Source organism: Aeromonas aquatilis, from assembly GCF_054052405.1.
Genome location: NZ_JBSTYP010000034.1, coordinates 23113 through 44581 on the forward strand (window position 1 = coordinate 23113; position 21469 = coordinate 44581).

Genomic DNA, 21469 nt, shown 5'->3' on the forward strand with positions numbered 1-21469 from the left:
TGCTCAACCCTGCTTGCGCACCTCGGCGGCGATCTGGTCGAGCAGCTGTTGCCAGCCCTGACCCAGTTCGCTGACCAGTGCGTTGTAGCCATCGGCTGGCAGTACCCGCTCCTGACGGAAGGGGGCATCGCGCAGCACTGTGCCATCTTCCGCCAACAGGCGCCAGCGACCGCTCAGCACGGCGCTGCCGTCATGACGCCCCTGAAAGCGCTCCACCAGAATGGTCAGCACCGGCCCCTTGCGGCCGCCATCCTGCCGCACCACCCAGCCCGGCAGGCGGGTGGAGAGGCCATTGAGGGTGAGCTGGTTGAGTTGATCGTCCAGCGCACCGGCCCAGCGATGGTACTCGGTGAAGTGGAGCTCTTGTCCTTCCAGCTGATAGACCAGACTGATCCGGTCGAGCTGGCTGGCCAGCGCCACCGGGCGCAGCACCAGCTGGTGCTGCGGTTTGGCCGGGGCCGTTACGGGTTGCTGGTTGTCGGCATCGAGCGAGTAGTAGTGCAGGTTTGGCTGGCTGCCGCAACCCGCCAGCAGGCCCAGCAGGGCCAGCGTCAGGATCTCTTTTTTCATTGTTTGCCTCGCTTGGGCTCAGGGTCCGATGGATGCGCGCGATCGAAGATCAGCGAGCTGGGCTGCTCGTTGAGGGAGTGCACCAGCGGCTGCAGTTCGCGCATCAACTGATTGAGGGTTTGCACCGACTGACGCAGATCCTGATTGGTCTGCGACTGGGCGTCATAGGCCTGCAAGGTCTCCTGCAACTGCTTGAGGCTCTCGTTGAGGGAGGCGGGCAACTGCTGGGTGGCATCCTTGGCGGTGAGCTTGTTCAGGTTGGCGCTGACTGCACTGATGTTCTTCAGGGTGCCATCCAGGGTGGTGAGTGACCCGTTGACCTTGGTCAGGGTGGTCGCCATGTCCATGTCGACAAACTTGTCGAGGATGAGGTTCACCTTGCGTTCGATCTGATCCAGCCCGCCCTGCACGGTGGGGAAGACCTGATAACCGGCCAGTTTGGTCGGCTCGAAACGGGGGACATCAGGATAGAAGTTGAGATCGATGATCTTGCCACCGGTCAGCAGGCTTGCTGTCTTGAGGCTGGCACGGAGCCCCTCCTTGAACTGCTTGCCGAACAGGGCCCGCCACTGATCTTTTTCCGCTTTGGCGTAGCGGTGGGAGAGGCGTTGTACCTCGATGCGTGCCAGTACCGGGATCTGGCGGCTCTGGAAGATGCGAACCCCCTTCTCCTCGACCATATAGGGTGCCGAGATAACGGTACCCACGCGGATGCCACGGTACTGTACTGCGGCGCCGGGATGGAGACCGGCCACGTTATCTTCGAACAGGAAGACGTAGTCGATGAACTGATCCAGGCTACCGGCCAGCACGCTCTCCTCATCCTGGAACAGGGTAAACTCCTCGTTCGATTTGACGGGTTCACCAGGTGACCAACCGGCAGGCAGCCCCATGGTGATCCCCCCATCGAGCAGGCTCTCCAGCGAGTCCATCTTCACCTTCATCCCCTCGCTGCTCATGGAGACCTCAAAGCCCGGGGTCAGCCAGAAGCGGGAGTTGCTGCTCACCAAAATGTCGTAAGGGGCGTTGATGAAGATTTGATACTGCATCTCGCTCTTCTCGGGCAGGAACTTCGCCTCTTCTACCTGGCCGATGGTGAAGCCCTGATAGCTGATGGGCGAGCCAGCCCCCAGCGCACGAGCGTCGCTGCTGGTGAGGGAGAGACGCAGCCCTTTGGCATCGAGGGATGCCAACGGCGGCTTGTCCAGCATGGTGTACTGATCCCGCGCCCGACCTTTCTTGCCAGGGGCAAGCTCGATGTAGGCGCCGGAGAGCAGGGTGCTCAGACCCGATACCCCTTCACGACCCACTCTGGGCTTGACCACCCAGAACTGGCTGTCACCGCGCAGCATGCCGGAGGCAGCACTGGTCAGCCTGCCTTTGAGCACGGCGTGGCTGTAGTCAGCGCTCAGCTCGACCGTTTCGATGCGGCCGACATCCACGTCGCGAGAGCGGATCACTGTCTTGCCTGCGACTATGCCCTCGGCGGTGGCGACGGTCAGGGTGAAACTGGGACCTTGTGAGTACCAATGTTGAAACAGCATCCAGATACCGATGAACAGCGCCAGCAGCGGCACCATCCAGATTGCGGCGGCCGAGCTCATAAAGTCAGAGCCCGGTTTCCACCTTGTTTTACGCTCACTCACGTTCGCGTTCTCCTTGTTGTAAATCCCAGATAAGGCGAGAGTCGAAACTCATGGCGGCGACCATGGTGATCAGCACCACGCCTGCAAAGGCGACGGCCGCAGGGCCGGGGTAGATGGTCATCAAGTTGTCGAGCCGGATCAGGCCCGCCAGAATGGCCACCACGAAGACGTCGATCATCGACCAGCGCCCGACAAATTCAGTCATGCGATAAAGTTTGAGCTTGCCAAGGGGGGAGGTGACATTGCCGTGCTGCACCATATAGCAGAGCCAGAACAGTGCCAGGATCTTCACCAGGGGAACGACCACACTGGCGAAAAAGATCACGGCGGCAATCGGGTAGGAGCCCAGTGACCAGAGCAGCACCACCCCGCCCAAAATGGTGGATGGGGTGCTATCCCCCAGCATCACTGTGTCCATAATGGGGTAGAGGTTGGCCGGGATGTAGAGGATGGCGGAGGTAAACAGTAGCGCCCAGGTGCGGTTCAGACCACCCGGCTTGCGGGCATGCAGCTTGCCGCCGCAGCGGGAGCAGCTGTGGTTACCCATCTCGCTCAGGGCACCACAGATATGGCAGCCCACCAGACCGGATTCCAGCGCGCACGCGTCCGGGTCGATCTCCCGCGCCTCGGTAGGGCCGAACAGCCGCTGCCACAGCCACATCTGATCCAGCGAGGAGATCATCTTGATGAGCAGCACCGTGTAACCGACGAAAGCCCAGAATGACAGCCCCATCTTGATGTCGGCCATTCCCATCAGCTTGACCAGCGAGATGAGCACCCCCACCAGAAAGACATCCACCATCAGCCAGGGTTTGATCCGACAGAGCAGACGGCCGAGGGATCGCAAGGCGTGGTTGTGCAGATCTTTATCGACCCGCCACAGCACCAGCATGATGGAGCCCATATAAACCAGCGGCAGGCCGATCAGGGTCAGGCTCAATATCGCGCCGAGAAACAGATAGCCCTCATCCACCAGGGTGGTGATGCTCTGCAAAAAGGTCATCTCCTGGCCCACCCCTTTGGCGGAGAAGGACATGAAGGTAAAGGCATTGGCGAGCACGAACATGATGAGCGCAGCAAACCCGTAGGAGATGGGACGCAGCTCCTGCTGTGGCAGGTGGCGACTCAGGGTGTGTCCGCAACGGGGGCAGCAGCTGGCCTGTCCCACCTCGAGCGGTGTGGCCGGGATCAGCAGGTCACACTCTTCGCAGGCTGTGGCATCATGGACATAGGTGGTGTGGTGTTGGTGTGAAACCGGATGCAAGATAAAACCCCAGATAAGGCCCGTGGTGGAGCCAGAGCTGACGATTATCGCAGTTGTACCGGCCAGCGACCAGCCCCCGGAGGCCGCTATTGCTGGCGGGAGTGAGAATGACTTTGACAAGCCAGTGCCCATTTAGCACAATCAAACGCCACTTTTTTTCCGCGGGACAATAATTTATGACAACTGAATCCCCCAGCTACTCCACGATTGAGCAAGCCTTCTCCCTCGGGAACGGGCAAGATTCTGCCCTCAACTGGTTGCGCAAGAACCGCAGTCAGGTCGCTATTTTTCTGGTGAGCGGCATCAAGCTGGAAGGCACCATCAGCGGGTTCGACCAGTACAGCGTGCTGCTGACCGATGCTCATGGTAACCAGCAGCTGGTCTACAAGGCCAAGATCTCCACCATCGCCATGCACACTGGCCGTCCGCAGGTGAATATCCAGCGTGCTCGCAAGCCGCGTGTCTCCATGGCGCCGCGCCCCCACGGTGCGCCGGGTCGTTATGACGACAATCAGGGCGGCGGCAACAACGAGTAATCGTCTGCCCCGCACTCCCCGTTGGCGCGCTCTGCGTCAGCGGCTGACGGAACCAGCTCTCATTTTCATTCATGTCCCGTATGAGAGCCGGTTCCGGTTATCGCCCCTTGCAGGGCGATATTTTTTCCGCACTACGCTGTTATGCCGACCGGTTGACCCTCTTTGACCATGCAGGTCTGCATACCCGCCGCTTCTCCGGCCTGTACCCCGATACCGGTATCTTCAAACACCAGACAGGCTGACGGTTCGACCCCCAGCTTGCTGGCGACCAGCAGGAAGGTGTCCGGATTGGGCTTGTGCAGCTCCACATCGTCTGCGGTGACCACCACGGAGAAGTAGCGATCCAGCCCGGTGTTGCGCAGCACCGCCTCGGCATTTATGCGCGGCGAGCCGGTGCCGATCCCCATCGGGATGACGCCATGATAGCGCTCGACCAGCGCCTGCATGGCTGGAAAGACGTTCGCCTTGTGCAGGTTGGCCACATAGTGGGCGGTCTTGCAGCGGGTGACTTCGAGCGGATCGAGGGGGATCTGCTGCTCCTGTGCCACCAGCAGGGCTATCTTGCGGCTCGGCATGCCACCCAGTTCATAGAACCAGTCGGCATCGAAGCGAAAGCCAAACTCACGGGCGGTATGTTCCCAGGCGGCGAGGTGCAGCGGCATGGAGTCGACCAGGGTGCCATCAAGGTCAAAGACCAGGCCTTGGAATCCGGAAAGCGTCATGGTGCGGGTCAGTCTCTGAAAAAAGGGAGCCCATTCTAGCCAGTGGTTCTCTGCCTCGCCATCACCTAGCTGGTGAGAAACGCTTGCCCCCACATTTGTGACTGAAAATAGACGGGGGTGAGCTGGGCCGGATCGAGCTGATATTTGGGGGCAAGCTGTTCCAGCAGGGCCCAGTTGCCCTGTTCATAGGTGCTGACCAGCTGAAATAGATGAAAGAGTGGCCCTTCATGCAGTTCGATGGCGCGCTGCACGCTCTTGGGCAGGTGGGCCATCAGCGGTTCCGACAGCAGGGAGCCATCGAGCACCAGTCCCACCAGAAAGGCCCAGCTTGCCTCCGCTTTACCGAGGGCGGTGAGGGCAATCAACTCGCAGAAGCGGCCGCGGGCGATGGCCATCCGGGTGCAGGCCTCCGGCATGTGCTGGCTCACCCGGGCCAGACCGTTGATCAGCACGAACTTGCGGATCTCCTGCTCCCCCAGATAGGAGAGGGCGCGGGGTACCGAGGTGATGGGTGCGGCATGATCGAAGCCGGGGGCGTTGACGTAGGTGAGCAGCAGGCCGGGCAGCCAGGCATCCTGCTCCAGCAGGCGGGCTACCTGGGCGAAGGAGAACTCTTCGTGGCAGATGAGCTGGAGGATCTGCTGTACCAGCGCCATATCGGGCTGGTTCGCCCGCTGATTGACCAGCTCCGGACGGGCGAGAAAGCCGCCGGCAAAGAAGTCGACCCCCGCCTCCCGCAGCGGGAGAAAATCCGCCCAGGTCTCGATGTTCAGCGCCATCCGCTTGTGCTCGGTGGGCTGGCAGATCCCCTCTTCCCCCATCCAGTACACTAGCAAGCGGCTGGCGCCGAGCCAGCGTGGATCCCGGTTGGCGCCATGCACCGCCAGTCTGCGCCGGCTGTCGCGCCACTGCTCCAGCACCGGGAACGAGCTGGGTTGGCGTTCGCTGGAGGCTTCAACCAGCGGAATCGCGTCCTGATCCAGCAGCAGGGGACGCTGTTCATCGAGTTGCTCGTGGGTCAAGGGCACCAGATATTGACGCCCCTGCGCCAGCAGGCGGCAATGTTGCGCCAGTGAAGGCCATTCGGCCGGTGAGCTGAGCTGATAGTCGATGCCGTAGGCCACCAGAGCCAGGCGACGATTGAAGATAGGGTAGCGACGCAACAGCATGGGATCACCGATAGGCCAGAGTGCGTGCCCTCCCTTGTGACTTGGCGTGGTAGAGCGCCTGGTCAGCCTGTTCGGTCAGGGTCTGCCATGCTCCGTCCTGGGAGGGAACCAGATAGCTAAAGCCTATGCTAACCGTAATGAAATCAGCAACCCGCGAGGCGGGATGGGGCATTTTCACGCGGGCAAGACCATCGTGGATCCGCCCGGCCAGCTGTTCGGCCTCACCGGGTTGGGGGGCGCAGAGCAGAATGACGAACTCCTCCCCGCCGTAACGGGCGACCAGATTGGTGCAGCGCCGCTCAGCATCCCGCAGCACATGGGCCACCTGTTGCAGGCAGAGATCCCCCTTGGCATGGCCGAAGTGGTCGTTGTAGGCCTTGAACTCGTCCACATCGATCATCAATACCGCCAGCAGGTTCTGGGTGCGTCTTGCCCACTCCCACTCCCGCTGCATGGTGATGTCCCACTGGCGCCGGTTGGCGATGCCGGTGAGGGGATCTTCCAGCGACAGCAGGGAGAGGCGGTGATTGGCCTCCTCCAGCGCACGGTTGGTCTCGGCCAGTTGCATGGTGCGCTCGGCGACCCGGGCCTCCAGCTGGCGGTTGAGGGTTTCCAGCTGCTCCTGAGTACGCTGGCGGATCAGCAGTTGTGACAGAATGGCGGCGTACTGTTTGAAGATCTCGCTCTGATAGGCTTTGAGCGGACGGTGCCAGAGCAGGTTGTCGGCGGCGATCCAGCCGATGGGGGTGGTGCCATCCCATAGCGATACCATGGCGTTCCAGCCACGGCCCACCTGCTGCTTCTCGTAGTAGAGGGGGGTATCTTCCATCACCAGTACGTAATCCTTGCGCCTGAGCGCCTCTTGCACAGTGGGGTGATCCGGAATGGGGCTGATGAAGTTGTGTTCATCCATCAGCTCGCCCTCTTCGCTGGTGCCCCAAGTGCCGCGCATGGTTTTGCCATCGGGTTCGATCAGGAAGATGGCAACCCGATCGAACTGCAGCTCCTTGCGGGCCAGCAGCACGGCATCCCGCAGCAGATCGTTCTCGCTGCGACTGCGGGAGAGGGTGACGCTGACCATGTGCAGCGCCTGCAACATGGTGAGGAAGGATCCTTGCAGTGCTTGACTCTGTACCAGATCGGTCTGGGTATGGAGCCGCTGGTCCCGCTCCTGATTGACCTGGCTGGAGAGCAGGTGATTGCTGAGCTCGGCCGTCAGATAGTGGATAAGGAGCTGGATACCCTGACGCTGGTGGGAGGAGAGGCGATCGATGCGGCGGCGGGCCTCCAGATAGATGACCCCTTCCAACTTCATGTGACGCTTGAGAGGGAAACAGGCGCGTAACTGCGGCTGGGCGGGCTCCACATTTTCGCCGGGATCCGGCGGTGGCTGGAGCTGCTCGATCACCAGTTGTCCCTTCTCCATCGCCTTGTCGATCAGGTGGTGGGGCAGGGTCAGTTGACCGAGATGGGCGAGATCAAGCGTGGTCAGCCCCTGATCGAGCTGAAAACTGTAGAGCTGCGGTTCGGGGGCTTTTAGCCAGAGGTAGAGGCGTTCGGCATCGGTCTTTTCACGGATGGTGGCGAGGCTCACTTCGCATAACTGAGCGAAGTTGGTGAAGTGTTCCGGGTCCCATTCCTGCATACCAATATCCCTTGGATTGTGCCCAAACGAGTATAGACATATTTCTCCTTGACTAATATGTCAGAAAGGAGAAGCAGCGCACATAACGGTTGCTTTCAGCCCTGCTGGTGGAAACATTCACTGCGTTTTTTGTCAATCGTGGCGAGAACTGTGTGCCGTGGTGGGCTGTATGGCAGCTTGTAGGGCAGGGTGTCGGGCAAAAAAAGAGCCAGCGCAATGGCGGGCTCTCGGGCAGATCAGATGATTCTGCGCGGCTTATTCTGCCTTGGGGGCAGTCTCAGCGGGTGTTTCACAGCTATCGGCTGGCGCACTCTCGGTCGCCGGGGCTTCCGGTGCTGGGCCTGGCACCAGCTCCACCGCCGGCTTGGCGATAAGGGAGCGTGTCTCTTCCACCGCTTCGGTCAGCTTCACCTCGATGATCTGGCCGAGCTCGTAGACCACTTCGGTCTTGTCCAGATAGACGCGGCCGTTGTCCCAGTTGCACTCCAGTCGATCCTTGTTGTCGAGAATATGGCGGGCAGGCATGAAGACCACAGCGCCGTTCTCCTGCAGACGCAGCTTGAGACCGGCACGCATCACGTCGATGATCTCGGCGTTGAACACTTGATCGGTGCCAGCGGCGGCTTTCAGGTAGCGAACATAGAGCCAGTCGCCGATGTCACGCTCCACCATGCGGTGCAGACGGCGGCAGGCGGTCAGATGCTCGGTGAGCTCCTGACTCGGGCGCTCGCCCGGGGTCTTGCCGGCGATGACCGCTTTGAGCAGACGATGGTTGACCATATCGCCGTACTTGCGAATAGGTGAAGTCCAGGTGGCGTAGGCATCCAGACCCAGACCGTAGTGGGCGCCCGGCTCGGAGGACATCAGCGCATAGCTCTGGAAACGGCGGATTTTGCCATCCAGCCAGCGGGTGTCGAGGTTGTCGATCCAGCGGCGCAGGGCGCAGAAGCCGGAGAGGCTGGCGATCTCGTCGCGCTCGAACGGGGCTTCGGCGCTTTTCAGCAGGTCGATGGCGCCGTCGAGGGACTCTTCGTCAAAGCCGGTGTGAACGTTGAAGATGCCGTAACCGACGCTCTTGCCCAGTACGCGACCGGCGCAGATGTTGGCGGCGATCATCGACTCTTCCACCATGCGGTTGGCGATGCGGCGCGGCTCGACGTGGATGGCCAGCACTTCGCCATTCTCGCCCAGCTCGAAGTCGTAGTCGGGACGATCCGGGAATACCAGCGCATGCTCGGTGCGCCACGCGATGCGCGCCTCGGTCATCGCCTTCATCAGCGGCAGCTGGGCCAGTACGCCTGCGTCGATGGACAGCTCTTTGCCATGCTCGGCCCAGTCGGAGACGTCGTCATAGTTGAGGCGGGCGTGGGAGCAGATGCGGGCGGCGAAGAACTCGGTCTCCTCCATCAGCAGACCATCTTCGGCGATGAGCAGACGGGCGCACAGGGTGTTGCGCTCCTCACCCTCTTTCAGGGAGCAGAGCTCGTCGGAGAGGGTGCGCGGGATCATAGGCACGTTGCGGCCCGGCATGTAGACGGTGAAGGCGCGCTGGGCGGCTTCCTTGTCCAGCTCGCTCCCTTCGGCCACATAGGCGGTCGGGTCAGCGATGGCGACCAGCAGCTCCCAGCCGTTGTCCAGCTTGGTGATGGCCAGCGCATCGTCCATGTCCTTGGTCTTGGCACCGTCGATGGTGAAGAAGGGCACCTTGGTCAGGTCACGACGGGGCAGCTCTTCCTCTTCGATGACCTTCCACTCCGGCAAGTCAGCCGGTTCGATCTGGGCCAGATTGTGGCGCGCCAGCACCACCCACCAGGGCACGTTGTGATCTTCCTGGGCGGCGATTTTCTGGGTGATCTCGGCGGAGAAGTTGCCGTCAACCAGCGCATGGCGCTTGAGGGTGGCCACCACCCAGTCACCTTCCTTGAACTCTTTCTCATCCAGACCCTTCTTGACGCGGGCCTTGATGGCATCCTTGATCAGCGGATGGTCGGCCACCACGTTGAGGCGGTCACGGAACATCTTGACCCGGGCCACGAAGCGGGTGACGGACTGCTCCAGCAGGGTATCCGGCTCGGCCACTTCCTTCTCTTTTTCGGTGCGGATCAGGGCGCTCACCCGGTCACCGTGCATCACCTTCTTCATGTAGGGAGGCGGCACGAAATAGCTGGTCTTCTCATCGACTTCCAGAAAGCCGAAGCCCCGGTCCGAGGCGCGGATAACACCCTCTTTCTTCGGGATGTTTTCGCGGATTTGTTGCTTGAGCTGGGCCAGCAGCGGATTGTCTTGGAACATAAGTGAGGAACCTGAAGTGAAAACCTGGGTGGAGACCTGATGAAGGATCGCCCAGCACTATACGTTTTTAGCCCTGCAAAGCCAAGGTGAATGGCCTGCTCAACGTGGTTTCAACTGCGATCTGGCATGATCGATGAGACGTTGGGAGAGCTGCTTGTGTACCCCCTTTTCCAGTACCCAGCGGTGCCAGTAGAGGCGTTCCGTCAGGACGTGGTCGGGACTGAGGTTGAGTAGTGACCCGCCAGCCAGCTGGCCTCTTATCTGCAATTCGGGAATGAGACAGTAGGCCAACCCCTGCTCGGCCATGGCGACGAAGGCCTCTGACGAGTGGACCGTATGGCAGGGATAACCGCCAGGCTCCAGCCCGAAGCGTTCTCTCATAAAGCTCACATGCATGTCATCGCGCTGATCGAACGCTACCGCCGGTGCCTTGGCCAGCGCATCGCGGGTCAGGCCATGAGGGAAGTGGCGGGCTACGAAGGCGGGGCTGGCGGTAAGCAGATAGTTCATCTCACCGAGCTCGTCGACGCAGCAACCCGCCAGTGGCTGGGGGCTCAGGCTGACGGCGCCGAAGGCCTGACCCTCGCGGACCTTGTCGAGGGTGCGGCTCTCGTCATCGACCAGCAGGTTGAGTTCGATGGGGTGCTGCTTCAACAAGGGGGCAATGGCGGGCAAAAACCAGGTGGCCAGGCTGTCGGCGTTCACTGCGATGCTGATCCGGATTGGCCCTTGCGGTTGGTCGGGGGTCAGCTCCCCCGCCAGTTCGAGCTCGAGCTGATGTACCTGCCGATAGTGGGCCAACAGTTTCTGGCCGAGTGGCGTAGCCAGCAGCGGTTGGCTGCGAATGAGCAGCGGCTCGGCAAACTGTTGCTCCAACTGCTTGATCCGCTGGGAGATGGCCGACTGGGTGATATGGAGCGACTTGGCCGCCCGATCGAAGTTCTGTTCCTGCAGTACCGCATCCAGCGCCCGCAGCAGTTTGTAGTCCAGCTCTTTCATCTTCTCCCCCTCCCGGTGCATCAGGGCTGACTCTACGTCAGTCGGGTCGCGACAACAATGGTGGGCGAGACGGGGGCGGCGCTGTGATTTTTGACAGTAGTGGTCAGGCCACTGAGGGAGGATACTGCCGGGTGATGCAGGGGGCAGCCCTGCGGGATCATAGCGATCTGTTTATCTTATCCCGGGTCTGTTTTCCCGGGATTTTTTATATCTGGGCCGCCAACTCGTGTGAGCGATAGGTGGCGGTTTGATAGTGCCCGATGAGCGGTTGCGAGACCGCCAGGGCAAATCGCTCATCTAGATAAAAGCGCAGACCGACACCTTTGACCGCGCCGAGCCCCACCGCTTGGCGATGGCCCAGACGAGCCATTGGTATTCCGAGGCGACGGAAAATGCGCTCTGCGGGCAGGCTGGCTACACCAACCAGCTCTTTGATGCCGTTGGCTGTGGCAAAGGCATAGACTTCGCGAAGGAGTACGCAGGTCAGCTCGCTTACACCATTAGTCATGCGCGGCGCGCGGGGCGCATCGATAGCCAGACGGGTGAGTTCCCAGACATCGGGAGTGCGTGGTGCGCTTTCACCGGCAAGGGCGGTGGGAAAGATAGTGGGCAGCATATAGGCACTGGCACAACTGAGCAGGCGGATGCAGGCGCAGACTCCTTGTTCATCTTCGACCAATACCCAGTGGGTGTCTGGCGTGTCAAAGCTGTCGCGTTCCAAACCGTGATAAGACTCGACATCCCAGCCTAGCCGGTCGGAAAAGACGCGATTTCGAAATTGATAGAGTTCGTTCTCTACGGCGTTTCGTGGGTGATCTCTCAATTTTCCTTTGAAAACCAACATTTTGAACTCTCTCTCTGCCTGTTCGCCGCTATAATCAGAAGCTTGGCCAGGGGGGCTAGCATATGAAACAAGAGCAACTGTTTGAGTATCTGGAGCATTTCACTTCGGTGACGGATGGTGACCGTCTTGCCGGATTGATTGGTCGCTTCACGGTCGATATGGGTTATGACTATTACGGCTTTACCCTGATCATTCCGATGTCGATGCAAAGACCCAAAGTGGTGCTGTTTAATCAGTGCCCTGTCTCCTGGGTACAGACCTACACCGATAACAACATGCTGGCGTGCGACCCTGTGATTCAGCTGGCACGCAAGCAGACGCTGCCCATCTACTGGAACCGACTTGATGAGCGGGCCAGTTTTCTGCAAGAGGGGGCCATGGACGTGATGAGACTGGCCGCCGAGTTCGGATTGCGCAATGGCATCTCCTTCCCTCTGCACGGCGCAGCCGGGGAGAACGGGATCCTCTCCTTCATCACCTCCGAGCGGGCTTCGAGCGATCTGTTGCTGGAGTCCTCGCCAATCCTCTCCTGGATGGCCAATTACATCTTCGAGGCTGCGATCCGGGTTGTGCGCCTGAGGGATTCGGATCAACAAGCCGCCCTGACGGATCGCGAGACCGAATGCCTGTTCTGGGCCAGTGAGGGGAAGACCTCTAGCGAGATCGCCTGCATCCTCGGGATCACGGAGCGCACGGTCAATTACCACCTCAATCAGGTCACCCGTAAAACCGGCTCCATGAACCGCTATCAGGCCATTGCCAAGGGGGTTAGCAGTGGTATTTTGTTGCCGAATCTTGAGCATGTAGTTGTCACCAACTTCCCCAAGCTGATGCAATAGAACCTGTTGATTCTCATGGCTGAGCGGCGGACTCTCAATTGTCAGATCCTGCTATTGACTACTAGCTTCGGATGGGGCTTGTGTTGCTGATGTGACTCCGGCTTATTAGCAAAATAAATCAATCAGTAAATCAATGAATTTCTAAGAGGGAACCGCCATCGCTATAGTGCCGCTCATTCATCACTTTGAACGGTACTCTCCATGATGCTCACAGCGACGCTGCAAGGCTTCACCATTGGCCTGGCCATGATCATCCCCATCGGCGCCCAGAATGCCTTTGTGCTGAGCCGGGGCATCCATCGCAATCACCATCTGCTGAGTGCCACGCTTTGCAGCTTCTGCGATCTCGCCCTGATTGCCATCGGCGTATTTGGCGGCGCCAATCTGCTGGCCACCAGCCCCCTTGGCATGTCGCTGCTCACCTGGGGTGGTGTACTGTTCCTCGGCTGGTTTGGTGGTCGTTCCCTGCTCAGTGCCTGGCGAGGTAAAGGGGAGGGGCTTGCCGATTCTGCCCGGCAGATGGGGGCCAAAAGCGTGCTGGCGATGACGCTGGGGGTTACGCTGCTCAACCCGCACGTCTATCTCGATACCCTGATGCTACTCGGCTCCCTTGGCAGCCAGGTGAGCGACTCCCAGCGTCCGGCCTTTGCTGCGGGGGCCATGCTGGCCTCGCTGGTGTGGTTCTACTCGCTGGCGTTGGGTGCTGCGGCACTGGCACCCTGGTTGGCCCGGGGTCGGGTGCAGCGGGGGATCGATCTGCTGGTGGGTATCATCATGTTGAGTCTTGCGATGAAACTCGCTTGCGGAGGGTAATACGACCGGTGGGTGCAATGGGGCGAGCATCAATCAGGATATTGATGGGTGTCCATTCTTGTTGGACCAAGACCGGCACCACGCCTTGGGGAGCGAAACACCAGTCCATCACGACGGACTGGTGCTGTTGATCCCTGCGAGGGGCTATACCCGGAACTGGGAGAGCAGGCGCTGTTGCAGCAGGCTGGCCTGATGGAGCGAGGAGGCGAGCTGCAGGCACTCCTGTGCCTCCTGTTCGCCAGTTCTGGCTTGCAGACTGATGCCGGAGACCTTGTCGGAGGAGTGGCTCAGGGGGTGTGACAATTGCCCGGTGGCATCGGCCACCTGCTGCACCATGTCGGCCAGCTGGTCGATGGCGCCTTCCACCTTGAACAGGATCTGCTTGGTGTTCTCGGAGTCCTGCATGCCGGACTCCACCGTCTTGAGGTTGCGCTGCATCATCAGGTAGGCGGTCTCGGTCTGCTGCTGGATGCTGCTGATCACCTGGCTGATCTCGGCGCTTGATGTCGCGGTGCGATTAGCCAGGGTGCGCACCTCGTCCGCGACCACTGCAAAGCCACGCCCCATCTCCCCCGCGCGGGCCGCTTCGATGGCCGCATTGAGTGCCAGCAGGTTGGTCTGCTCCGAGATACCGCTGATGGTGGAGATGATCTGGCCAATCTGACCTGCCTGCTCCTTGAGGGAGTTGATGGCGATGGCACACTCGCTCACCTCTTGTACCACCCGTTGCATGCCCGCGCTGGCGGAGGCGACATACTGGCTGCTCTCGGTGGTCAGCTGGCGCACCTCGTTGGCATTGTGGGCCGCCATACTGCAGTTGTCCGAGATACCGGTGGCGACTTGCACCATCTGTTCACTGTCGTGGTGCAGTGCCTGGGCGTGTTCGGCAGTCTGGCGACTGCTCTGGCTGATTGCCTCCACCCGGTTGACCGAGGTGTGGACGTGTTCGCTGATATGCTGGTTGTTGTCCATGGTGGATCTGATCATCTTCTGCAATTTCTCGATGAAGCGATCCACGCTGTTGGCCAGCGAGCCTATCTCGTCATCCCGTTGCAGGTTGATGCGGGCGTTGAGGTCCCCCTCGCCGGCGGCGATATCCTGCATTCGTTTGTCCACTTGCAGCAGCGGGGTTACCAGTTTGCGGGTCAGCCAGAAGCCGCAGAGGGTGACCATGATCAGGCTCAGCAACAGGCCACCCAGCAGCAGGGTTCGGATCTGGCTGATAATGCCGTTGAGCTGGGCCACCTGATCCTCGACGGTGGCATCGCCGCTCTCCTCGATGGCAACCAGCTGTTGTCGCAGCTCATCGGCACTGGCTTTATAGATGGCCTGCTGGGCCTGATAGCTGCCGAGCGCATTGACCCACTGTCCCATCAGTTGCTGATGCCGGGCCAACAGGGCGCGATACTCTGTCGACAGTGTCTTGCCGGCAAATTCCCCGGTTCCCTCGATATCGAACAGCCCGGTGCCGAGCATGCTGTCGACCGCTTCGTGGTAGAAATCGGTCGCCTCTTTCAGCTCGGCCTTGATCGCCTCTGTGACTCCTTGTCTGTTCATCTTTTCCAGCGCATAGAGTTGGCGCAAAAAGCCGATGTTGGACTCCATCCCCCCATCGGCCGCTTCCCAGCGAGTGGAGAGGCCGCTGCTCCAGCTGATGGTCTGGTCGGGGGATTGGGTCAGCGCCTCGACTGCCCCATCGCCAATCACCTCCAGCTGGGTCGAGAGGCGAGCCATCAGATCGGCGTTGTGATGCAGGGCCTGATCCACCTCGGTATAGGCGTGATAGAGCGCCAGCAGCTTCTCTTGTTGCTGTTGATAGTCCTGCTTGTGCTGTTCCATGGTGGCAAGGGCTGCACCATCAATGAGCTGCCCCTGGCTGACCCGGGCCAGCGCGTCATCGGTTGCCGCCTTGGCAGCATCGAGTTCAGCGCGATTGAGCGGGGTGCCGTTTTGCATCTTCTGAATCTGTAGCTGTTGGTTGCCCAGCTCTATGGAGCCCTCCATGGCACCGTCGGCGGTCTGCCAGGCGGCGCCCAGTACATAGGAGAGCAGATTGGCTAGCCGCTGGCTGCCATACCAGCCAACGACCCCCATGCCCAGCGTGCAGCCGAGCAAGATGGCAAGACCCAGCTTGGCGGTGGTAACAATTTTCATGTGATGGCCTTCCTTGGTATCGACATTGGCACCAGTTTAGGTTCCGAACGGGTTTAGTGTAGTGGTTTATCCCCCGCTCGGGGGCCGGTGCAGCGCTGAAACATCCCGTGCACTGGCTGCACCCGATCAAGCATGGTGGAAAATCGGGTAAAAAGCCTCTCTCACCACAAGGGTGTTGCCGCCCTATGCTGGATACTTATCCAGTTATTCTTTATGCTATGAGCCAATTTACGAATAGTTGTATTGGTGAGGAGAGAGTCGTGATTGGTCGCTTGAGAGGCATTGTCATTGAAAAGCAGCCCCCCGAGGTCTTGCTGGAGGTGGGCGGGGTCGGCTACGAGGTGCAGATGCCGATGAGCTGCTTCTATGATTTGCCGGAGATCGGCAAGGAGGCGGCTATCCATACTCACTTCGTGGTGCGCGAAGATGCCCAGCTGCTCTATGGTTTCAACCACAAGCAGGAGCGGGCGCTGTTCCGCGAGCTGATCAAGACCAACGGGGTCGGTCCCAAGCTGGCGCTGGCCATTCTCTCCGGCATGACAGCTACCCAGTTCGTGCTGAGTGTCGAACGCGAAGAGATAAGTTCCCTGGTCAAACTGCCGGGTGTCGGCAAGAAGACCGCCGAGCGGCTGGTAGTGGAGATGAAAGATCGGCTCAAGGGCTGGGTCAGCCACGATCTCTTCTCTCCGGCCATGGTCACCTTGCCAGCCAGTGAGCCCGAATTGCGTGCGCCGGATGTGACCGAAGAGGCGGCCAGTGCGCTGGTGGCCCTCGGTTACAAGCCGCAGCAGGCGAGCCAGATTGTCAGCAAGATCGCCAAAGAGGGGATGTCGGTGGAAGATATCATCCGTGAATCCCTGCGTAGCCTGGTATGAGGTAGTTGATGATTGAAGCAGACCGCCTCATCTCGGCCAGTGCCGCCCGTGAGGATGACATTATTGACCGGGCTATCCGCCCCAAGACGCTGGCTGATTACACCGGTCAGGATACCGTCTGCGAACAGATGGAGATCTTTATCGAAGCGGCCCGTCAGCGGGGAGAAGCGCTCGATCACCTGCTGATCTTCGGTCCGCCGGGTCTGGGCAAGACCACCCTCGCCAACATCGTCGCCAACGAGATGGGGGTCAATATCAAGACCACCTCTGGCCCGGTGCTGGAGAAAGCGGGGGATCTGGCGGCGCTGCTCACCAACCTTGAACCGAACGATGTGCTGTTCATCGATGAGATCCATCGCCTCAGCCCTGTGGTGGAGGAGGTGCTCTATCCGGCGATGGAGGATTACCAGCTCGACATCATGATCGGGGAGGGACCCGCAGCTCGCTCCATCAAGCTGGATCTGCCTCCCTTCACCCTGATTGGCGCCACCACTCGGGCTGGTTCACTCACCAGCCCGCTGCGGGATCGCTTCGGTATCGTCCAGCGGCTGGAGTTCTACAACGTCAAGGATCTGACCGATATCGTCTCCCGCAGTGCCCGTTGTCTGGGGCTAGACATGACGGAAGATGGAGCCATTGAGGTCGCCCGTCGCTCTCGCGGTACGCCGCGGATTGCTAACCGTTTGTTAAGGCGGGTGCGCGATTTTGCCCAGGTGAAATCCGATGGCCGGATCGACGGCCCCATTGCAGCCCGCGCCATGGACATGCTGGATGTCGATAACGAAGGTTTTGACTTCATGGACCGCAAGTTATTGTTGGCTGTGATAGACAAGTTTATGGGGGGCCCGGTGGGTCTCGATAATCTGGCCGCCGCGATCGGGGAAGAGAAAGATACTATCGAAGATGTGCTGGAGCCTTATCTGATCCAGCAGGGGTATCTGCAACGTACACCCAGAGGACGGATTGCGACCACACGAGCCTACGCTCATTTCGGTCTTCAGCGACCAGATGAGAAGTAAAAACAGTCGTTTGAACATGAAACCGCCGTCAAAGGCGGTTTTTTATTATCCGGACAAAAAAAAAGCCCACGGCGGATGCGGTGGGCAAAGACAATTCAGGATGGATGTTCACAGACAGTGAGTGCGTCTGGACACAGACCGGAAAATAAACAGGTGAGCCGTCGCGAGCTCTCAGAGTCGGTTCAGTTGATAGAGCTGAACAAAGGAAAGCTTGTAGTAACGGATGGTTTTAGCAACAAACTTTTTCATCTTCGATTCCAATAGACAGGTTCAAATTGATCGTCGAATACGTACCGTGAACCCGGATTAACCGGCCTGTATCCAAGGGTATGCCCTCACTGCGAGGCGCATTGTAGGAGTTCGAATCGACCCCGGCAAACAAGAAAAATTGCAATCTTCAAATTAGTTTATCTAATGTTTTGATTGATGAAATTGGTTCGCATGAGTATGCATTCTTTGCAGTTTTAAATTGAGTTTTCGAATCAGATCTCCTGACCCGGGTAACATGGGAAAAGGCGCGTCATCCACGCTTTTCAAATTAAACGTGGTGGTGGGATGTTAAATTTTTAAATTGATTTAAATCAATGTTTTACGATTTGCCATGTTTTGTGATCCGGCTCGCGTCAATAATCGTGAAATAGATTAAAAATGCCTTTCAAAGCCATGTATTGCGGGTCCTTTTACATTGATTTCAATCAAATAAAGGTGATATAAAAACCCGGTCATCATGGGCGAGAATAAATTTAGGCTGATTGTTTTGGAATTGTTAAACATTAGCTTTGTTTGTGTTCTCGTATTGCCTTGTTGTTAATGCTCGTGGTTACTGAACGCGTTTTGTTGTGACACGTCCCAGCAAGGCTCATTCGATAACCTCCAACGGAAGCTTTGTCCTTAAAACTTAAAATAGCCGTGCCAATAATCGGTGAGGAAACATCATGATTGCTGAGCATGTGGTAGACCTATCGCGGTTCCAGTTCGCTGCGACGGCCCTTTATCACTTTTTGTTTGTACCCCTGACGCTGGGAATGGCCTTTCTCCTGGCGATCATGGAATCCGTCTATGTGATGACCAACAACACCATCTACCGGGACATGACCAAATTCTGGGGTAAGTTGTTTGGTATCAACTTTGCCTTGGGGGTCACCACAGGCCTGGCCATGGAGTTCCAGTTCGGGACGAACTGGGCTTACTACTCCCATTATGTCGGCGATATCTTCGGGGCCCCGCTGGCCATCGAGGGGCTGATGGCCTTCTTCCTGGAGTCCACCTTCGTCGGTATGTTCTTCTTTGGTTGGGATCGTCTGAGCAAGCATCAGCATCTGGCTGCCACCTGGTTGATGGCGCTGGGTACCAACCTCTCCGCCCTCTGGATCCTGGTCGCCAACGGCTGGATGCAGAACCCGGTCGGTGCCGAGTTCAACTTCGAATCCATGCGGATGGAGATGATGAGCTTCGCTGACGTGGTGCTCAACCCGGTTGCTCAGGTCAAGTTCGTCCACACTGTGGCGGCTGGTTATACCTGTGGCGCCATGTTTGTGCTGGGTATCTCCTCCTACTACCTGCTGAAGAATCGTGATGTGGCGTTTGCCCGTCGCTCCTTTGCCATTGCCGCTGCGTTCGGTATGGCTTCCATCGTGTCCGTGCTGATCCTCGGTGACGAATCCGGTTACGAGACCGGTGAAGTGCAGAAGGTGAAACTGGCCGCTATCGAAGCCGAGTGGGAAACTGAGCCTGCTCCGGCCGCCTTTACCCTGTTCGGTATTCCGAATCAGGAAGAGATGCGCACCGACTACGCCATCAAGATCCCCTATGCACTGGGCATTATCGCGACCCGTTCTCTGGACGGTCAGGTAACCGGTCTGAAGGATCTGAAGAGCGAGCACGAACTGCGCGTCCGCAACGGTATGACCGCTTACGACCTGCTGACCAAGCTGCAATCCGGTGACAAGTCTGACGAGACCCGCGCTCGCTTCGACGAAGTGAAGCAGGATCTGGGCTACGGTCTGCTGCTCAAGCGTTACACCAGCAATGTGACCGACGCTACCGACGAGCAGATCAAGGCCGCTGTGGATGACTCCATCCCGCAGGTACTGCCGCTGTTCTTCGCCTTCCGCATCATGGTTGCCGTCGGCATGCTGATGCTGGTGCTGATTGGTATGGCCTTCTATGACAGTGCCCGTCACCAGATCGGCAAGCGCAAGTGGCTGCTCAAGGGTCTGCTGTGGGGTATCCCGCTGCCGTGGATCGCTATTGAAGCTGGCTGGTTTGTTGCTGAATATGGTCGCCAACCGTGGACCATTGCAGAGGTGTTGCCGACTTCCCTCTCTGCATCCAACCTGCCTGCAGCCGAGATCTGGTTCTCTCTGATCGGTATCTGCCTGTTCTATACCGTACTTCTGGTTATCGAGATGTACCTGATGTTCAAGTATGCCCGTCTTGGCCCCAGCAGCCTGAAGACTGGCAAGTATCACTTTGAACAGATCAAGGCATAAGGAGAGCGACCATGTTTGATTACGAAACTCTGCGTGTCATCTGGTGGGCTCTGGTCGGCGTACTGCTGATCGGTTTTGCCATCACTGACGGCTTCGACATGGGGGTTGGCGCACTGCTCCCGTTCGTTGGTAAGAAAGATGTCGAGCGCCGCGTGATGCTCAACACCATGGGACCGCACTGGGAAGGTAACCAGGTTTGGCTGGTCACTGCCGGTGGCGCCTTGTTCGCCGCTTGGCCGATGGTGTATGCCGCGACCTTCTCCGGCTTCTACATCGCCATGATCCTGACGCTGATGGCGCTGTTCCTGCGTCCGGTCGGTTTCAAGTACCGCTCCCTGCGTGCTGATGCAAAATGGCGCAGCAACTGGGATTGGGCCTTGTTCGCCGGTAGCGCCGTACCGCCCATCGTCTTTGGCGTGGCCTTTGGCAACCTGCTGCAAGGCGTTCCGTTCGAGTTTAACCAGTTCATGATGTTGACCTATCACGGCAACTTCTTTGGTCTGCTTAACCCGTTCGGCATTCTGGCTGGTCTGGTGAGCCTGTTCATGCTGCTCACCCAGGGCGCAACCTGGTTGATGATGAAGACCGACGGTGAAGTGCTGGCGCGTTCCCGCACTGCCGCCATGATCTGCTCACTGGTGACCCTGGTGCTGTTTGCTGCCGCGGGTTGGTGGGTAAGCGGTATGGAAGGTTATGTCATCGTCAAGGCTGCCGCGACTGACGCAGTATCCAACCCGATGAACAAGGAAGTTGTCCTGCAGGCTGGTGCCTGGATGAACAACTACACCCTCTATCCGTGGATGGTGGCTGCCCCTGTACTGGGTCTGGCCATGAGCCTGCTGACTGCGCTGTTTGCCCGCATGAACATCGGCTGGCTGGCGTTTACCAGCTCCTCGCTGGCGATTGCCGGGGTCATCCTCACTGCCGGTTTCTCCATGTTCCCGTTCGTGATGCCCTCAAGCCTTGAGCCGTCACTGAGCCTGACCATGTGGGATGCTACCGCCTCTTTCAACACCTTGCAGGTGATGACTGTGGCTGCAGCGATCTTCGTACCGATTGTGCTGGGTTACACCATCTGGACTTACATCAAGATGTTTGGCCGGGTAACCAACAAGCACATCGAAGATAACCAACAATCTCTCTATTAAGAGGTGCGCTGACAATGTGGTATTTCACCTGGATCCTGGGACTGTTGCTGGCCTGTGCATTTGGCATCATCAATGCGCTGTGGCTGGAACACACCGAGAACATGGATCGTCAGATCGATGAAAACAAGTGATCGACTCGCCAGGCTGGCCGCTCCACTGGAGCGGCAGCCGTGGCAGGGGTTGATGTTACTCGCGGCGGCCTTGTTGGCCGTCGCTATTTTACAGGCCCCCAATCTGATCGCGGCCAACACCAGCGAGCATGGTCTCTGGCTTGCTCCCTGGCTGATGTGGGCCGTCTGTTGTGGTGTACTTAACGGCCTTGGCTTTCATCTGAAAAGCCTGCCCGGACGAGTACTGTTCAACCCCTGGCTCGCCTGGCCCAGTTTGTTGTATGGCCTCTGGCTGACACATTCATATTTCCTTTCATAAAAAACGGGGGGAG

Annotated in this window: 19 protein-coding genes; 9 read left to right on the forward strand and 10 right to left on the reverse strand. The window is 58.8% G+C overall.

Translation table 11 applies throughout. From position 1 onward, the window contains the following. Positions 1–3: 3 nt before the first annotated feature. Genes ACW5W8_RS14530 through ACW5W8_RS14540 form a run of 3 tightly spaced genes read right to left on the reverse strand, consistent with a single transcriptional unit; the run spans position 4 to position 3480 of the window. The gene (locus ACW5W8_RS14530; protein ID WP_498628440.1) at positions 4–570 is read right to left on the reverse strand and encodes a PqiC family protein; all 567 of its coding nucleotides are present in this window, start codon (positions 568–570) and stop codon (positions 4–6) included. Continuing rightward, the gene (pqiB, locus tag ACW5W8_RS14535) at positions 567–2216 is read right to left on the reverse strand and encodes an intermembrane transport protein PqiB (RefSeq protein WP_498628441.1); all 1650 of its coding nucleotides are present in this window, start codon (positions 2214–2216) and stop codon (positions 567–569) included. The genes ACW5W8_RS14530 and pqiB overlap by 4 nt, the downstream gene beginning before the upstream one ends. Further along, positions 2209–3480: a PqiA/YebS family transporter subunit gene (locus tag ACW5W8_RS14540; protein ID WP_498628442.1), complete on the reverse strand. Its 1272-nt coding sequence runs from the start codon at positions 3478–3480 to the stop codon at positions 2209–2211. Before ACW5W8_RS14540 ends, pqiB begins: the two co-directional genes overlap by 8 nt. A gap of 176 nt (positions 3481–3656) precedes the next feature. Here ACW5W8_RS14540 and hfq point away from each other — a divergent pair, with 176 nt between their 5' ends. Beyond that, positions 3657–4016: an RNA chaperone Hfq gene (hfq, locus tag ACW5W8_RS14545; protein ID WP_005335772.1), complete on the forward strand. Its 360-nt coding sequence runs from the start codon at positions 3657–3659 to the stop codon at positions 4014–4016. Positions 4017–4147: 131 nt separating this feature from the next. Here hfq and ACW5W8_RS14550 read toward each other — a convergent pair whose 3' ends face one another. From ACW5W8_RS14550 to ACW5W8_RS14575, 6 genes are all read right to left on the reverse strand, one after another. After that, positions 4148–4738 carry an HAD family hydrolase gene (locus ACW5W8_RS14550; protein WP_498628443.1) on the reverse strand — a complete coding sequence of 197 codons (591 nt, stop codon included), beginning with the start codon at positions 4736–4738 and terminating at the stop codon, positions 4148–4150. A 65-nt stretch (positions 4739–4803) separates the two neighbouring features. After that, positions 4804–5907 (reverse strand): EAL and HDOD domain-containing protein, encoded by a 1104-nt coding sequence (locus ACW5W8_RS14555; protein WP_498628444.1) that lies wholly within the window; start codon positions 5905–5907, stop codon positions 4804–4806. Between the two features lie 4 nt (positions 5908–5911). Next, positions 5912–7552: a sensor domain-containing diguanylate cyclase gene (locus tag ACW5W8_RS14560; RefSeq protein ID WP_498628445.1), complete on the reverse strand. Its 1641-nt coding sequence runs from the start codon at positions 7550–7552 to the stop codon at positions 5912–5914. A 255-nt stretch (positions 7553–7807) separates the two neighbouring features. Further along, positions 7808–9844 (reverse strand): exoribonuclease II, encoded by a 2037-nt coding sequence (locus ACW5W8_RS14565; RefSeq protein WP_498628446.1) that lies wholly within the window; start codon positions 9842–9844, stop codon positions 7808–7810. A 99-nt stretch (positions 9845–9943) separates the two neighbouring features. Next, a complete protein-coding gene (locus tag ACW5W8_RS14570; protein WP_498628447.1) occupies positions 9944–10843 on the reverse strand; it encodes a LysR family transcriptional regulator ArgP in 900 nt (299 codons plus the stop codon). Between the two features lie 205 nt (positions 10844–11048). Further along, positions 11049–11687 carry an acyl-homoserine-lactone synthase gene (locus tag ACW5W8_RS14575; protein WP_498628448.1) on the reverse strand — a complete coding sequence of 213 codons (639 nt, stop codon included), beginning with the start codon at positions 11685–11687 and terminating at the stop codon, positions 11049–11051. A 62-nt stretch (positions 11688–11749) separates the two neighbouring features. Between ACW5W8_RS14575 and ACW5W8_RS14580 the strand changes: the two genes are divergently transcribed. Next, positions 11750–12526: a helix-turn-helix transcriptional regulator gene (locus ACW5W8_RS14580; RefSeq protein WP_498628449.1), complete on the forward strand. Its 777-nt coding sequence runs from the start codon at positions 11750–11752 to the stop codon at positions 12524–12526. A gap of 204 nt (positions 12527–12730) precedes the next feature. Beyond that, positions 12731–13339: an L-lysine exporter gene (lysE, locus tag ACW5W8_RS14585; RefSeq protein WP_498628458.1), complete on the forward strand. Its 609-nt coding sequence runs from the start codon at positions 12731–12733 to the stop codon at positions 13337–13339. Positions 13340–13483: 144 nt separating this feature from the next. Here lysE and ACW5W8_RS14590 read toward each other — a convergent pair whose 3' ends face one another. Beyond that, the gene (locus ACW5W8_RS14590) at positions 13484–15493 is read right to left on the reverse strand and encodes a methyl-accepting chemotaxis protein (protein WP_498628450.1); all 2010 of its coding nucleotides are present in this window, start codon (positions 15491–15493) and stop codon (positions 13484–13486) included. 260 nt (positions 15494–15753) lie between these two features. Here ACW5W8_RS14590 and ruvA point away from each other — a divergent pair, with 260 nt between their 5' ends. The 6 genes from ruvA (at position 15754) to ACW5W8_RS14620 (ending at position 21456) form a co-directional block, all read left to right on the forward strand. Beyond that, positions 15754–16368 (forward strand): Holliday junction branch migration protein RuvA, encoded by a 615-nt coding sequence (ruvA, locus tag ACW5W8_RS14595; protein ID WP_498628451.1) that lies wholly within the window; start codon positions 15754–15756, stop codon positions 16366–16368. Positions 16369–16376: 8 nt separating this feature from the next. Further along, positions 16377–17387 carry a Holliday junction branch migration DNA helicase RuvB gene (ruvB, locus tag ACW5W8_RS14600; RefSeq protein WP_498628452.1) on the forward strand — a complete coding sequence of 337 codons (1011 nt, stop codon included), beginning with the start codon at positions 16377–16379 and terminating at the stop codon, positions 17385–17387. Between the two features lie 935 nt (positions 17388–18322). Further along, positions 18323–19879: a cytochrome ubiquinol oxidase subunit I gene (locus ACW5W8_RS14605; protein WP_005335743.1), complete on the forward strand. Its 1557-nt coding sequence runs from the start codon at positions 18323–18325 to the stop codon at positions 19877–19879. Between the two features lie 11 nt (positions 19880–19890). Beyond that, a complete protein-coding gene (cydB, locus tag ACW5W8_RS14610) occupies positions 19891–21027 on the forward strand; it encodes a cytochrome d ubiquinol oxidase subunit II (RefSeq protein ID WP_005362985.1) in 1137 nt (378 codons plus the stop codon). Between the two features lie 14 nt (positions 21028–21041). Next, on the forward strand, positions 21042–21158 hold the full coding sequence (gene cydX / locus ACW5W8_RS14615) for a cytochrome bd-I oxidase subunit CydX (protein ID WP_005304933.1): 117 nt from the start codon (positions 21042–21044) through the stop codon (positions 21156–21158). After that, positions 21145–21456 (forward strand): cyd operon YbgE family protein, encoded by a 312-nt coding sequence (locus ACW5W8_RS14620; protein ID WP_041202810.1) that lies wholly within the window; start codon positions 21145–21147, stop codon positions 21454–21456. Before cydX ends, ACW5W8_RS14620 begins: the two co-directional genes overlap by 14 nt. The last annotated feature ends 13 nt before the right edge of the window (positions 21457–21469 follow it).

Coding starts and splice junctions, on each gene's coding strand:
- ACW5W8_RS14530 (WP_498628440.1), bottom strand. CDS start 570: ATGAAAAAAGAGATCCTGACGCTGGCCCTGCTGGGCCTGCTGGCGGGT.
- hfq (WP_005335772.1), top strand. CDS start 3,657: ATGACAACTGAATCCCCCAGCTACTCCACGATTGAGCAAGCCTTCTCC.
- ACW5W8_RS14550 (WP_498628443.1), bottom strand. CDS start 4,738: ATGACGCTTTCCGGATTCCAAGGCCTGGTCTTTGACCTTGATGGCACC.
- ACW5W8_RS14555 (WP_498628444.1), bottom strand. CDS start 5,907: ATGCTGTTGCGTCGCTACCCTATCTTCAATCGTCGCCTGGCTCTGGTG.
- ACW5W8_RS14560 (WP_498628445.1), bottom strand. CDS start 7,552: ATGCAGGAATGGGACCCGGAACACTTCACCAACTTCGCTCAGTTATGC.
- ACW5W8_RS14565 (WP_498628446.1), bottom strand. CDS start 9,844: ATGTTCCAAGACAATCCGCTGCTGGCCCAGCTCAAGCAACAAATCCGC.
- ACW5W8_RS14570 (WP_498628447.1), bottom strand. CDS start 10,843: ATGAAAGAGCTGGACTACAAACTGCTGCGGGCGCTGGATGCGGTACTG.
- ACW5W8_RS14575 (WP_498628448.1), bottom strand. CDS start 11,687: ATGTTGGTTTTCAAAGGAAAATTGAGAGATCACCCACGAAACGCCGTA.
- ACW5W8_RS14580 (WP_498628449.1), top strand. CDS start 11,750: ATGAAACAAGAGCAACTGTTTGAGTATCTGGAGCATTTCACTTCGGTG.
- lysE (WP_498628458.1), top strand. CDS start 12,731: ATGCTCACAGCGACGCTGCAAGGCTTCACCATTGGCCTGGCCATGATC.
- ACW5W8_RS14590 (WP_498628450.1), bottom strand. CDS start 15,493: ATGAAAATTGTTACCACCGCCAAGCTGGGTCTTGCCATCTTGCTCGGC.
- ruvB (WP_498628452.1), top strand. CDS start 16,377: ATGATTGAAGCAGACCGCCTCATCTCGGCCAGTGCCGCCCGTGAGGAT.
- ACW5W8_RS14605 (WP_005335743.1), top strand. CDS start 18,323: ATGATTGCTGAGCATGTGGTAGACCTATCGCGGTTCCAGTTCGCTGCG.
- cydB (WP_005362985.1), top strand. CDS start 19,891: ATGTTTGATTACGAAACTCTGCGTGTCATCTGGTGGGCTCTGGTCGGC.
- cydX (WP_005304933.1), top strand. CDS start 21,042: ATGTGGTATTTCACCTGGATCCTGGGACTGTTGCTGGCCTGTGCATTT.
- ACW5W8_RS14620 (WP_041202810.1), top strand. CDS start 21,145: ATGAAAACAAGTGATCGACTCGCCAGGCTGGCCGCTCCACTGGAGCGG.